General features: G+C 57.8%; 11 protein-coding genes. 6 read left to right on the top strand and 5 right to left on the bottom strand.

Annotated features, from left to right (window positions below; all coding sequences use genetic code 11):
• Window positions 1–48: 48 nt before the first annotated feature.
• Window positions 49–1,332 carry a pyridoxal phosphate-dependent aminotransferase gene (locus tag ACMG4M_RS01750; RefSeq protein WP_414430626.1) on the bottom strand — a complete coding sequence of 428 codons (1,284 nt, stop codon included), beginning with the start codon at window positions 1,330–1,332 and terminating at the stop codon, window positions 49–51.
• Window positions 1,333–1,619: 287 nt separating this feature from the next.
• On the opposite strand from ACMG4M_RS01750, the gene ACMG4M_RS01745 reads away from it, so the two are divergent.
• Window positions 1,620–3,893 (top strand): choice-of-anchor F family protein, encoded by a 2,274-nt coding sequence (locus ACMG4M_RS01745; RefSeq protein WP_414430625.1) that lies wholly within the window; start codon window positions 1,620–1,622, stop codon window positions 3,891–3,893.
• Between the two features lie 2 nt (window positions 3,894–3,895).
• Window positions 3,896–5,137, top strand: a complete 1,242-nt coding sequence (locus ACMG4M_RS01740) for an OmpA family protein (protein ID WP_414430624.1) — start codon at window positions 3,896–3,898, stop codon at window positions 5,135–5,137.
• Window positions 5,138–5,219: 82 nt separating this feature from the next.
• Here ACMG4M_RS01740 and ACMG4M_RS01735 read toward each other — a convergent pair whose 3' ends face one another.
• The 4 genes from ACMG4M_RS01735 to ACMG4M_RS01720 all read right to left on the bottom strand — a co-directional run bounded on the left by ACMG4M_RS01735 (window position 5,220) and on the right by ACMG4M_RS01720 (window position 9,691).
• Window positions 5,220–7,568, bottom strand: coding sequence for a helicase-related protein (locus ACMG4M_RS01735; RefSeq protein ID WP_414430623.1), 2,349 nt, complete (start codon window positions 7,566–7,568; stop codon window positions 5,220–5,222).
• Between the two features lie 96 nt (window positions 7,569–7,664).
• On the bottom strand, window positions 7,665–7,931 hold the full coding sequence (locus ACMG4M_RS01730; RefSeq protein ID WP_035245957.1) for a hypothetical protein: 267 nt from the start codon (window positions 7,929–7,931) through the stop codon (window positions 7,665–7,667).
• A gap of 14 nt (window positions 7,932–7,945) precedes the next feature.
• On the bottom strand, window positions 7,946–8,905 hold the full coding sequence (locus ACMG4M_RS01725) for a hypothetical protein (RefSeq protein ID WP_414430622.1): 960 nt from the start codon (window positions 8,903–8,905) through the stop codon (window positions 7,946–7,948).
• A gap of 117 nt (window positions 8,906–9,022) precedes the next feature.
• On the bottom strand, window positions 9,023–9,691 hold the full coding sequence (locus ACMG4M_RS01720; protein ID WP_414430621.1) for a hypothetical protein: 669 nt from the start codon (window positions 9,689–9,691) through the stop codon (window positions 9,023–9,025).
• Between the two features lie 142 nt (window positions 9,692–9,833).
• On the opposite strand from ACMG4M_RS01720, the gene ACMG4M_RS01715 reads away from it, so the two are divergent.
• The 4 genes from ACMG4M_RS01715 (at window position 9,834) to ACMG4M_RS01700 (ending at window position 13,231) form a co-directional block, all read left to right on the top strand.
• Window positions 9,834–10,319: a YajQ family cyclic di-GMP-binding protein gene (locus tag ACMG4M_RS01715; RefSeq protein WP_035245952.1), complete on the top strand. Its 486-nt coding sequence runs from the start codon at window positions 9,834–9,836 to the stop codon at window positions 10,317–10,319.
• A gap of 133 nt (window positions 10,320–10,452) precedes the next feature.
• Window positions 10,453–10,941, top strand: a complete 489-nt coding sequence (locus tag ACMG4M_RS01710) for a hypothetical protein (protein ID WP_414430620.1) — start codon at window positions 10,453–10,455, stop codon at window positions 10,939–10,941.
• A 298-nt stretch (window positions 10,942–11,239) separates the two neighbouring features.
• On the top strand, window positions 11,240–12,586 hold the full coding sequence (locus tag ACMG4M_RS01705) for a VIT and vWA domain-containing protein (protein ID WP_414430619.1): 1,347 nt from the start codon (window positions 11,240–11,242) through the stop codon (window positions 12,584–12,586).
• A gap of 3 nt (window positions 12,587–12,589) precedes the next feature.
• Window positions 12,590–13,231, top strand: coding sequence for a hypothetical protein (locus ACMG4M_RS01700; RefSeq protein ID WP_414430618.1), 642 nt, complete (start codon window positions 12,590–12,592; stop codon window positions 13,229–13,231).
• The last annotated feature ends 56 nt before the right edge of the window (window positions 13,232–13,287 follow it).

Genomic DNA, 13,287 nt, shown 5'->3' with positions numbered 1-13,287 from the left:
GCAAACCAGTTCGCCATGCAAGCATAGCTCCAACGGAACGAGGAAACGCTACGCCAGCCAGTCCACGATGCGGTCCATGGCGGTGGTGCAGTTGCCGCAATACTGCCGCAGGAAATCATCACCGAGGGATTGTTCCGCCGGCACCGTTGCCGCCCCCGCCAGCGCCGCCTGGCCATCGAAATCCACAAACGCCTGACGCAAGGTCAGCTCCCCGGCCGGGCGACCGAAGGCTTCCCCGGGCAGGGTGGCCACGCCGGTGTCTTCCAGCAGGGTTTCGCACAGGGCCGTGCTGTCGTGAATCTCCCGCTGGTGCAAGCGCTCTGCCAGCGGACTGAAATCCGGAAACAGGTAAAAGGCGCCATCGGGCATGGCAAGATCCAGCCCGGCCTGCTGATAGGCCTCCACCTGATAACGCGCCAGCCCTTTGAGAATACGCCGGGACTGAAACAGGTAGTCGTCAATGTCGGCACCGCCCTGAAAGGCTCTCACTGCCGCATGCTGAATCGGCGCCGCCACCGAGGTGTAGGTTTCGCTGGCCACGGTGGCCATTGCATCGCGCAGCCAGGACAGGTTGGGCGGAAAGGCAAAGGCACCCAAACGCCACCCGCCAGCACCACACCACTTGCTCAGGCCATCGCTGATAATGGTCCCTTCCGGGTAATAGCGAGCGATGGAGCGGTGCTGCCCGTCGTAGCGGGTGCGCCCGTAGATTTCGTCACTAAGCAGAATCAGCCGGTGATAGCGCGCCACCTCGGCGATATCACGTAGCTCGTCGTCGGTGAAGGTATAGCCATGGGGGTTGGCTGGATAGTTGAGGATCACCAGCCGGGGACGACCCGGATCACGCTGACACAAGGCATCCAGACTCTTGGCACTCAGTTTCCAGTTATTGTGTCGGTGGGTGGGCAGCCAGTGCACTCGACGGCCGATGATGCTGGCCTGGGGCGCATAGGACACCCAGCTCGGCGTAGGGATCACCAGGTCACCATAGTAGACCAATTGCAGGATGAACATGAGCTCCTTGGAACCCGGGCCGATCATGATGTCTTCGCCCCGGAAGGCCACATCGTGCTCGCGGTCCAGATGGCTGGCAATGGCCTCCTGCAGCGCTGGCAGGCCTTTGACCGGCAGATAATCCTTCTCGCCGGCAAACTCACGTAACGCCTCCACCACCGAGGCCAGCACCGGAAACGGTGACTGCCCCAGGCCCAACTTGTAGACCTGCCGCCCCTGCTGACGCAGGGCATTGCTGCGCTCGTTGATGGCCAGGGTGGCAGACACCCCCATGCCTCGGACATTCAGGTTGAGGTGTACATCGGGCTGAAACGGCATACGACTCCCCCGGCAATGGTCCTGTCTTTCACCCTAGTTCAGGGGAGCGAACATGACAAAGGGAGGAATCAACATTCCCCCCAAGACTATTCGATGAATTCCGCGAGCAGGCAATCACCGCCCTGTCCTGGTAAACACAACAAGGCAAAGCATCACCCGCCCAGCCTGTGGGCAGCAATGCTGACTATCTATTTACCACTTTGTTGATTCTGGTCAATGACACATAATGTTATAAGCATATATTTTTTTGTTTTGTGAATGCAGCCACTGAACATCGGGATCATGCCATGAAGAAAAGCATCTCCATTGCACTTGTTGCCTTGCTGACCAGTCCAAGCGGTTATGCCGGCGAACCCACCACGGTACCCAACACCTATGTTGACTTGCCAGCTCCGCAGTTAACCAGCTGGAGCGACATCAATGTTCACACCATTGATGGCACCACTGGCGCCACCGCGAAAAGCCATATCTATCAATCCGTTGACGCAAAAAACGACCCAAACATCGGCAGCGTTGCTGCGGTTTACTGGGAACTCGATAACGGTAGCGGTCGTGCACCGGGTATCCAGGTAGTCACCGACGATTTCGACTTTCCTACCAATAACTGCATCATGGCCTCGGGCGAGCTGGAAAGTGACGAATTTGGCGTTGTCCTGCCCAAAACCTGCAGTGACCCGGAGGGGAGCTCAAAACGTTACTTCCTTGAACTGACAGAAAGCGATGAGCCTGTGGACCTGGTATTTAACCTTGGGGCCAAGGATATCCGCTACAAAGGCATCAAGGACCCGGCAACTGACGGCGGCGAGGAGCTCGCCCAATTCCGGGAAACCTATGATATCGGTCGCATCTATCGTGTGATCCAGAAAATCATCAATAATACCGACGAGCGCATTGCCAGCTTCAAGTTCGAAATCGGTACCGGCCTGGGCGATGCGTTCCAGCCCCTGAACTACGAAGATGATGGTGTGTCCTTTGAGATGCGCAGTCTGGTACCGCGCGAATTCCTGGAAGGGGAAACCGGCGCACCGGATATTCGTGTCTGGAATCCGCTACGGTTTGCCACCTTCTCACCGAAAATGTTTGATGACGGCAGTCGTGACCGGTTTGAGCCCGGGTTCCTGGATCATCAGGCTGCGGGGTTCCTGCCGCCTCAGATACCGGCGGCCGGGATTGAAAAAAGCTCTATCATCGACAGCGGCCTGACCATTGTTGATGGCAGAGTTGGCTCCATCACGCCAAACTATTTCGATGTGGCCGGTACCCAGGGTGTCACCCTTCCCGGCAACATGCTGGGCTACATGCTGCCCGACTCACTGCTGCCAACCGTGATCGGTGAGTATCACACCAATGATGTGGGCGGCGAGTCCGAGAAAGTTCATGCCATCTGGGACGGCACCAACTGGCGCTCAGGACGCGCCGGCCTGGACGGTGACCCTGCTACCACCCCCGACAACTACACCATCATTCCTGACAATCAGCTGGAGCAATGGGCGGGGCAACTGCTTGGCCTCGAGCTGGGTGAAGCCCCGGGAGAACAGATCATCCGTTTTGACAGCTTTCTGAGCGATGATTTGTCAGGCCTGAATACGGACATTTTTATCTTCATCGGTGAAAAACTGCTGGACGAAACCGGCCAGCCAACGCTGGATTCCATCACCCTGCGAGTGACTGCCAATTCGGTGGCCCAGGTCATCGGCGATGTGGCCGGCACCGAAGCGCCTGACTGGATGATTGACGATGATATGGACCCGGCTACTCCGCTGGTGAGCAATGCCCCGAGCCTGGCTGACTACTTGCCGGGCAACGACAACACACCTATCGCTCTCAACGATGTAAGAGCTACGGAAGAAAACATCACCGAGGCCATCAACGTACTCGCCAATGACCTTTTCAAGGTGGCGGATATGAATGTCAGAGCGCTTGAAGCCACGGATGTTGTATCGGTGAATATTCTGACGGCACCCGCCAATGGTACCGCCGAGGTGTACTCCGGCTCTGACCCGGCACTGGAGAACACCATCATCTATACCGGCGATGTTGACTTCTCCGGTGTCGATACCCTGGAATACAGCGTTACAGCCGCTGGCGGCATTGAATCCAATACGGCAACCGTGACGGTTAACGTGGAACCCACGCCGGTTCCGGATGCCCCTATTGCTGCCAATGATGCGGCTGTCACTTTCCGGAACACACCCGTAACGCTGGATGTGCTAGCCAATGACGACCTCAACAAGGGATCCCCGATCTCCATCCTGGTTAGCGTGGATAACACCCCGCTGAATGGTTCGGCTGTAGTGGAAGAAGACAATACCATCGCCTATACGCCGGCGAATGGTTATGTGGGATCTGACAGGTTCACTTACAACGTGCTGGTGGACGGCAAACTGTCAAACTCGGCACTGATTACGGTAAGAGTGGATGAACCCGTCGTCGATCCGGCAGACAGCGTGCCCTTCATGGAATCTTCCTCAAGTGGCGGTTCGCTGGGGATTCTGATGTTTCCTGTGGCTGGCCTGCTGCTTGCACGCCGCCGCAAAGATAACGGCAAGAAGGAGGCCTGAGCATGCTGATCAGAAAACCATGTTCACCGTTATCCGTACATCAATCAGGGCTTGGAATTTTCGACATGAAAAAAGCGTTGTTTTTGCTGCCTTGTGTAACTCTGCTTAGCTCACCGGCATTGGCAACAGGCATTGGATCACTGCCCAGCGTCAGGGATAACGACGGCCTCTTTTCCCTTGACGCGGGGTACTATTACCAGCGCAGTGACCTTGAAGGCTTTGACAGCCCGTTAGCCGATGATGCGCTGGGAGATATTACCCGTGATGCGCCTTATCTGCGCCTGAACTATCAGTTCTATCCAGGCTGGTTGCTATCAGGCATTTATGGTTATGAGGACATCGCCAACGACCCTGACCAGGATGCTCTGGAGCTGGGTTCAGATATGCGGGATACCTTTTTTGGCATGCAGCTGAAAGGACGGATTTATAAGTCTGATGCCTTCGACATCGGCACCTTTGTGCAGTATACCAACCATGCCGACTACGATTTTGTGGGAACCGTGGGCTCAACCGATTATGTCATTGAGGCTGATGGCCTAAGAGATCTATTGGCAGGCGCCATGGTGCAAAAGCATTTCAATGCGTTTGATGTTTACGGCGGCGCCTTCTACCTGGATACGAATGCAGACGTGTCAGGGTTCGTTGATACGCGCTACGTTAGCGAAACCATCAACGCTAAATCCAGCATGGGAGGTATGCTCGGTGTGAACTTCCAGATCCATGACAAATGGGACATCAATCTGGAATACCAGAACCGTGGTGACCACGGGATTGATATTGCGGCAACCTACCATTTCAAGAAACCCCGCCCGGAAACGGTCACAAAAATTGTCGAAGTGCCCGTGGAAGTCCCTGTGCTGGTGAGCACACCGGTTATCAAGCCGGACTCCTTTGAAGGAACCGTGCATTTTGCCAAAGGCAGCGACGATATCGACAGAGAACAGCGGACTATATTCCGCAAACTGGCCCTGTTTCTTGAACAGAACCCGCAAGCCACTGTGTACATTGAGGGCCACTGTGATTGTCTCGGTCCGGAAGCCAAAAATCAGGACCTGTCCGAACAGCGGGCAATGGCCGTGCGAAACTATCTTGTTGAGTACTATGCGATTAACGCCGATCGCATCGAGACGGCAGGTTTTGGCGAGAGCGTTCCCATCGACACCAATGACACTCCCGAAGGGCGGCAGAACAATCGTCGCGTGAGGATTGTCGCCAACGTTGATGAGCCCGATACCACAGACTGAAGCCACACAACATCAGGACGCATGTTCAACAACTCTCCCATGCACCAGGCAGTGGTGAGGGGGAGGGGTTGGCGGCGCCTGTCTAACGTACATCCACCACCCGGCTGGCCTTGCGATATTTCACCTTCCATCCCGACCAGGCAGGCAGCTCCCACCGCTTGGGATCACCCTTTCGGCCACCACTGACATATTCGGCAATAACCTGGCGCACCGGCACCTTGTAGTGGATGCGAAGTTTCAGATCACTCAGGTTTACCCGGCGTGGATACTTGTCATCGAATCGTTCCCGCTCCCAGTCGGGTATCCCCGGAAAACGCATGTCACCCGCCTCAAGAAGTGCCCTGTCTTCCATCCGCTCCACACCCAGGCTTGCCAGTTTCTTCAGCAGCCAGTCCTCTGCTTCCGGCACCTCCCCCTCATCTTCCTCCAGGGCCACATACAATCGCCAGGCTTCCAGATCGTCCAGCAACTGCCCACCGGCGGGATGAAGACACTCCCCTGACAGAATCAGCCGGGCCAGGACCTGACGAGCAGCCGCTCCTTCCGGTTCCGCCACCTCGGTGTGAATCACCCGGCCGGCATAACACCATTCCCGGGTGGCCACCGGCTCACCATTATGCTGCCGGACCGGACCGACCCGGGGTTCGGCCAATCCATGGCTTACCAACACCGACAACGATAATGGCGCCAGGCAGGTGGCTGCGGTGAAGGTCTCGCGGGTGCCGCGACCGGGGACGCTGTGGCTATCCAGCACAAGAGCGGCTTCCACATTATCGTCAAAACGAGAGTCATCACCGATCCATAGTTCACTGACTCCGTTACCCATGGCCTCACGGCGCTTGCGTTTTTCCCGCCGCACAAATACGGCATCCGGGGCCACCCGGGCGGCCGCTCCCCAGACACCCGACAGAGACTTGGGTAACGAATCCGGTATCTCCGGCAGACCCAGAGTCCGACGCATCTGTGTTGCCAGCTTGCGCGCCTCATCTCTTGCTGCCAGGTTCGGCTGCAGTTCCCGGGGCGGTCGTTGACGGACTGCCTGTATCAGGGTCGTGGCGTCGCAGGGCTGTGGCTGCCAGGCTGCCATGACCTGCCGCCCTTCCTCGCCGCGCGGCAACGTCACCGGCCGCCGCCAGACGCTGAGAGCCGCCGCCAGATCCACCATGTAGCCTTTAGCGTCAGCGTCGGGCATGGCCATGATCAGGTGGGCAAAAAAGGTATCCACCGGCAGGGCCGACAGGGCAAGGCCACGTGCCGTAGCCAGTCCCTTTTCATCCACGGCGGACAGGGCAGCGAGCTGACCCAGAGCCCGTTGCCGTGTGGCAGGAGGCAGGGGATCGGGAAAAACTAACGTATCCACCGGTGTGCCAACACAGGCCGATGCCAGCACCAGATCCACCAGCTCCTCGCGCTGGATTTCCGGTGGAGTGCGCTCCTCCAGTGGAGCATTTCGACCCCACAAGCGGATGACACTTCCCGGCGCGGTTCGCCCGGCACGCCCCTTTCGCTGATCGGCGCTGGCCCGGGAGATGGGTTGCAGGGAAAGTACCGTTCGCCCATTACGCTGATGAGTTCGGCGCTCCATACCGCTATCCACCACCAGGGTGACACCGGGAATGGTAACGGACGTTTCCGCCACATTGGTGGCAACGATGATGCGCCGACGGGCACCAGACTGCAGGGCGAGCTGCTGCCCGGCCGCCGGCACCCCCGCATGCAAGGGGATGACATCCGCCTCCAATCCCTTGAGCACGGATACGACCTGCTGGATTTCACCGCGACCGGGCATGAACACCAGTACATCACCGTTTGTGTTTGCCAGCCCTGCGCTAACCGCTTTGTGCACACGGTTGGCCAGATCATGGCGCGATGGCATCTGCCGGTCGTTGCTGGCCTGATAGTTTTCTCTCACCAGAAAACCACGTCCCTCAGACATCAGATGCGGGGCATCCAGATAGCGCGACAGGCGGTCACCATCCAGAGTCGCCGAGGTGACAATCAAGCGACATTGCCCGTGCTCACGCAGCAGGGCCAGCAGTAGGTCGGTATCCCAGCGGCGCTCGTGAAATTCATCCAGCATGATAGTGGCAAAACGCCCCAACTGACCTTCCTGCAACCAGCGCAGAGCAATACCTGGGGTTACGAAAACGATATGGGTGTCTTCATTGAATGCCTGGTCAAAACGGATCGCGTAGCCCACAGACTGGCCCACGTGTTCGCGACGGCAAGACGCCAGAAAAGTGGCCAGTGCAGTGCAAGCCACGCGGCGCGGCTCAACCACCAACACGGGACCCAGCGCCCCGGCCCACACCGGCAGGCGAGTAGACTTGCCTGAGCCTGTGGCCGCTGAAACCACTATGGAGCCATCGGCCAACGCCGCGTCAACCTGGGTTTTCAGTCCATCAATGGGAAGGGAATCGTGATCTGTCATGGCTCCTGCTATCCGCCCTGAATCAAACCGCGATGGTAAGGGGCTTGGCGCAAGGAACCAAGCGCCACTGGACGGCAGTGGCGCATGGAGGGAGGGTCAAACCTTCAGATATTTCGCCGCCTTGGCATCCGCTTTTTTGGCCAGCGGTTTCAGCTCGGCTATTTTTTCACAGACCGCGTCGCACTCTTCCTTGCTGAGCGCATGGCCATCCACCGCCTTGTGCAGCTGGTGCATGTAGTTATCCAGAATCGTCAGTACCGACAGGTGCACCAACGGAGCAATGGACGACTTCTTCTGGGTGATGTGCTGTTTGCGGTGGGCCTGCTCCCAGCGTTTTTCGAATTCCTTGTGGCTCAATGTCATGACAACCTCCCTGTTCAGAATGTGAGTTTATTAACGCTGATGCTGTTCAGCCCCAGCTCGCCGCCGCTGATGCCCTCCAGGGCCACCGGCAGGCTGATGTCGTTGAGCGACACCTTGCCCAGGGTGGCACCGAGCTTGGCATCACTGAGCGTCATGCTGCCCACGTTCAAATGCACCGTGGGGGTGACAGCGATGCTCACCTTGAGGATGCCCAGATCCACGCCCAGGGATTTATCCGAGGCCGTGGCATCCACATTGAACGCCTGGCTGGTGGCCGCCGGCATGGTCACGGACGGGATGCTGATGTTTTCCAGGCTGGCGCCGGGCAGGACCAGCTGTTCGGTCGGAGCCGCCCGATTCACCCGCAGGGTTTCGCCGTTCGCTCCTGGCACCGACAAGGAACTGAGCGACAGCTCGCCGATGCCCATACCGGTCACGGACAACCCGGCGCTGGGCAGGCCCAGTTTATCCAGGCGAATACCGAACAGATCCAGGTTCCCCAGATTGAGCTGGTCGATGGGTTTCATCTGCGCCACCAGACCGGGAATATCAATGGCCGGAATCTGCAGGTCGATATTACCCAGGTCCGGCACTGTGATGGTGCCCAGATCCACCGGGATATCCAGGCTGCCCATATCCTCGTTGCCATCCCAGCTGCCTAGCCAGCCCAAGTCAATTTTCCAGTCCAGGCGGAACCCCAGCTCGACAATGGTTCGCACCTGGTTGAGCACGGCTTTGGCGCTATCCACCGAGGCCTGGGTATTTTCCACGTGTAGATTGCCGATGCTGGCACTGCCCAAAGTGACCTTGTCCACGCGCAGGTTACTGAGCGTGCCGTCTTGCACGCTGACTTGATCGATGGCGATTTTGCGGGAAACCTGGGCGCCAAGAACGCCCAGGCGGGTGAGAAGATCCCGGGAAACCGGGAGAGAATCCAGCAGGTTGTCCGCAGACAACCGTTCCTTTAGTGACATGTTTGCCTCCTGGCAGGGTTGAGTTCGCACACTCCGGTGTGCGCTCATACTCTAACCAGACAGGCATTTATTGCATATAAAGCGAGCGTACCAATTTGCCGGTCGCCTCACTCCCGGTTAATCCGTCGGCGGAACTACCTGTACCGCCGGAACGGGCTCCTCTGGTGTCTCCCCTAGCGGCAAATAATCCTCTGACTCCGGTTTGCGCCAGTCGGGGCATTCCGCGACTTCCTGCAGATCGGCCTCGGCTGCCGCAAACGTCTGTACCGACTGCGAAGCGGGAGGGAGATGGTGATAATCACTCTGTGGCACCTGAATGGCATTGAACCAGCCATTGGGAATCCAGTTGAAATCGGGGCTGGGCAGGATCTTGCCGTTGAAATGCCCACCACGGGAAAAGGCGCGCAGAATATCGTAGGTGGAATTCATGCAGTTGCGACCGAACAACTGGTACGGCTGGGCGCTGACCCAGGCCATAACACGCAATGCCGCATCAGGATCGGGCCATACCTGACTGGTCATGGTCAGATATTTGAAATAATTATACTCCGCCCCATGATGCACCATGTTGGCAAACACTTGGGTGGCCTGCCTTTCTCCCGACACTCTGCGTGACCAGAAGCCGTTCATGCCATTTCCGTTGGCCCAGCCGTCACCTTCCACGGCTCCCACCATCCACTGCCCATCCGGCAGTTCAAATCCCCACCCCACATGCCCCAGCAGAGGCTGGCCGGCTAAATCCGGGCGTTTTGGACACAGTACGACGATTGCATTAGCTTGACTCATTACGTTCCCTCGCGATCTTTATGGTGTTTTTTTTGCCGTTCTTCCTGAACGATGAAGCCTGTCGATACCCTGACGGGCACCCGCAGACCAAAAAGACTATAATCGCAACCTTCTTACAACGGAATATGCTTGCGGACTTACCATGCCTTCTTTCGATATCGTCTCTGAAATTGATGAAGTGGCCCTGCGCCACGCGGTGGATAACGCCAACCGCGAACTAGCCAACCGTTTCGACTTTCGTGGCGTCGAGGCCAGCATTGAGCAGAATGGTCTGGATGTGACACTGAAGACCCAGTCGGATTTTCAGGTGCAGCAACTGGAAGAGCTGTTTGCCAAGGCGGCGGTCAAGCAGGGCATCAGCGTCGCTGGCGCCGACCGTCCGGAAAAGCCTGAACATAGCGGCAAGACTTTTTCGCTGACACTGACTTTCCGTCAGGGCATTGAGCAACCCCTCGGCAAGCAGATCGTAAAGATGATCAAGGACAGCAAGCTCAAGGTGCAGGCTTCCATTCAAGGCGACCAGGTTCGCGTGAATGGCAAGAAGCGTGATGACCTGCAGGCGGTGATGTCACTGCTGCGCGAATCAAGCATTGAAACACCGCTGCAGTTCAATAATTTCAGAGACTAGGTACTAATTGTAGGAGCTATGCTTGCATGGCGAATTCGGTGTTGGGAAAGTTCGCCATGCAAGCATAGCTCCTACAGAGGCTGGCGAAGGGCTCGCTGGCTCAAGGACCAATAACAATAATCAAGGAGACTTCATGTCCGCTTCTTCGCACCCGGCAGTGCCACGCCTCAACCTGCTCTGGTTTACCGTCCTCGCCGCCCCCATGATGATCGGTATCGCCATCGCCCTGATGATCTGGTTCGGCCAGTATCAGGCGCCCATGGATCTGGTACCCCAGGACACCCTGCGCATGGGCGCGCTGGGGGCCATGGCACTGATGCTGGTGGTGGCAAGACCGCTGCGCAACCTGCTGATGGCTCCGGCAACCATTGCCCAGCGCCCCCTGCAAGGCAGCACCCCAGCCAACGACGGTGAGAAAGCCGCCATGCAAGTGCAGACCAGCATGTTCATTCTGTTGGGCCTGATCGATTTTGTTGCCATGATCGTTATCGCCTTCTGTCTGATGCAGGGAGATGCCCACCTGGCCATTTTGAATGGCGTATACAGCCTGGTATTGGCCTTCATCACCAAACCGGATTTTGCTGCACTAATTGAGCAGACCCGGCAGCAACTGAAACGCTGATCGAAGATCGCTCCACGGGTCATTGCGACCCGTGCCTGGGGCCGAACAAGCAGTTGATGATTCAGACTTGCCTTCCTATTGAACACCTCGCGACATGAATTGTTAATGAACACCGTTTAACAAAATCTCTCCAATGCCCTACAACTGTTCCCGTGATTGATAACAAGGAGAATCATCATGGGTTTCAGGAACGGATTTACCCGTTTGTTGGCCGGCCTGGTCCTGCTGTTGGGCAGCATGACTACACCGGCCCTCGCCGCCGGGTTGATGACGCCGGCCAACAGCAGCCTGCCACCACTTGCAGATCCGCGAACAACATGTCACCGTGGACGTGGAAGACGGCTACGCCATCACCGAAGTGGAGCAGGTCTTCCACAACCCCAATGATCAGGATCTGGAAGCCTATTACCGCTTCCCGGTCCCCGAGCGCGGCACCGTTGCCGAATTCACCGTGTGGATCGACGGCAAGCCGGTGATCGGCGAAGTGCTGGAAAAACAGCAGGCCCGCCAGGTCTACGAACAGGAAAAAGCCGCCGGTCGCGAGGCAGGCCTCACCGAAAAGGACAGCTACAAGGCCTTTGATGTGCGGGTACAACCGGTGCGCGCCGGCCAGGATACACGGGTACGGCTGGTCTATATGCAGCCCGCTTTTGTGGATACCGGCATCGGCCGCTATGTGTACCCGCTGGAAGAAGGCGGCGTGGACGAGAAGAAGCTGGCGTTCTGGACCGCCAACGACAGTTTGGAAGAACACTTCAGCTTTACCCTGAACCTGCGTAGCGGCTACCCGGTGGACGCCCTCCGCCTACCCAAGCATCCCGAGGCGAAGATCCAGCAACTGGACCCACAACAATGGCAGGTAAAACTGGATAATCGCGCGGCCACCGTTACCAGCAAGGAAGACGAAAACAGCGAAAGAGCGAACTTCGCGCCCCCGCCCGCCAATGGCCAGCCGACCAATGCCTTCACCCTGAATCAGGACATCGTCGTCTACTGGCGCCACCAGCAGGACCTGCCCGGCAGCGTGGACCTGGTAGCCTACAAGGCACCGGGCAAGGACCGCGGCACCTTCATGCTCAGCATCACCCCTGGTGATGATCTGCCAGCCATTAGCACCGGCAGCGACTGGGTGTTCGTGCTGGATATTTCCGGTTCCATGAATGCCAAGCTGGCCACCCTGGCGGACGGCGTCAGCCAGGCCCTGGGCAAACTGCTCGGCGGAGACCGCTTTCGCATTGTGCTGTTTGATGACCGCGCCGAAGAACTTACCAACGGCTTTGTAGATGCCACACCGGACAGCATTCGTCGCTACACGGACAAAGTCATGCAGCTCAAATCCCGTGGCGGTACCAATCTGTTCGGCGGCCTGAGCCTGGCCCTGAAACCGCTCGACGCAGATCGTCCCACCGGCATCGTGTTGGTCACCGATGGCGTAGCCAACGTGGGCAAGACCCAGCAGAAAGATTTCATCGACTTGCTGGAAAGCCACGACGTTCGGTTATTCACCTTTGTCATGGGCAACAGCAGCAATAGGCCCATGCTCACCGCCATGACCGATGCCAGCAACGGCTTTGCTATCAGCGTCTCCAACAGCGATGACATCGCCGGGCAGATTCTCAACGCCACCGCCAAGCTCACCCACTAGGCCATGAACGACGTGGAGATCGATATCGACGGCGTGCGCACCGCCGACCTGCAACCGCAGCGCATCGGCAGCATCTACCATGGCCGCCAGATCGTGTTGCTCGGTCACTACTGGGGCAACGGCCCGGCGGACGTGACCCTGCGTGCCAACGTGGGTGGCCAGGACAAGCAATACAAAACCCGTTTCGACTTCCCCGCCACCGGCGGCGATAACCCGGAACTGGAACGACTGTGGGCCTATGCCACCATTCAGGACATGCAGCGGGAAATTAATTATTTCGGTGAAGAAAAGGACCTGCAGCAAGGCATCGTCGACCTGGGCCTGGAATACGGACTGGTCACTAACTACACCTCCATGGTGGTGCTGCGCGATGAGGTGTTCGCGGAATACGGTATTGAGCGTCGCAATGCCAAACGTCGGGACATCGAAAAACTGGCCAAGGCTCAACGCCAGACCAAGGCCCCCACCAGCAACCGGGTGGACCAGGCACAGCCCATGTACACCAGCAACCAGCCTTCCTACAGCGGCGGCGGCGGGGGCGGGAGTGGCGGCGCCTTCGGTATCGGCGCACTACTGCCCTTCCTGATCCTGCTTATCGGCGGCGGACTGCGACGAAAACCCGACAACTCGGAGAACATTTTATAAAGGTAATTTATCAGAAAAAATAATGCTGAAGAAAGTCAGGCTCATTGCCCGGATGC

The organism is Alcanivorax sp. IL3 (assembly GCF_047495465.1).
Taxonomy (GTDB): domain Bacteria; phylum Pseudomonadota; class Gammaproteobacteria; order Pseudomonadales; family Alcanivoracaceae; genus Alcanivorax; species Alcanivorax jadensis.
This window is presented reverse-complemented; position numbering and strand designations above follow the sequence as displayed.

Bases quoted from the DNA above. Each gene is read 5' to 3' on its own strand.
- ACMG4M_RS01710 (WP_414430620.1), top strand. From the start codon at position 10,453: ATGTCCGCTTCTTCGCACCCGGCAGTGCCACGCCTCAACCTGCTCTGG.
- ACMG4M_RS01740 (WP_414430624.1), top strand. From the start codon at position 3,896: ATGCTGATCAGAAAACCATGTTCACCGTTATCCGTACATCAATCAGGG.
- ACMG4M_RS01730 (WP_035245957.1), bottom strand. From the start codon at position 7,931: ATGACATTGAGCCACAAGGAATTCGAAAAACGCTGGGAGCAGGCCCAC.
- ACMG4M_RS01735 (WP_414430623.1), bottom strand. From the start codon at position 7,568: ATGACAGATCACGATTCCCTTCCCATTGATGGACTGAAAACCCAGGTT.
- ACMG4M_RS01725 (WP_414430622.1), bottom strand. From the start codon at position 8,905: ATGTCACTAAAGGAACGGTTGTCTGCGGACAACCTGCTGGATTCTCTC.
- ACMG4M_RS01720 (WP_414430621.1), bottom strand. From the start codon at position 9,691: ATGAGTCAAGCTAATGCAATCGTCGTACTGTGTCCAAAACGCCCGGAT.
- ACMG4M_RS01715 (WP_035245952.1), top strand. From the start codon at position 9,834: ATGCCTTCTTTCGATATCGTCTCTGAAATTGATGAAGTGGCCCTGCGC.
- ACMG4M_RS01700 (WP_414430618.1), top strand. From the start codon at position 12,590: ATGAACGACGTGGAGATCGATATCGACGGCGTGCGCACCGCCGACCTG.
- ACMG4M_RS01745 (WP_414430625.1), top strand. From the start codon at position 1,620: ATGAAGAAAAGCATCTCCATTGCACTTGTTGCCTTGCTGACCAGTCCA.
- ACMG4M_RS01750 (WP_414430626.1), bottom strand. From the start codon at position 1,332: ATGCCGTTTCAGCCCGATGTACACCTCAACCTGAATGTCCGAGGCATG.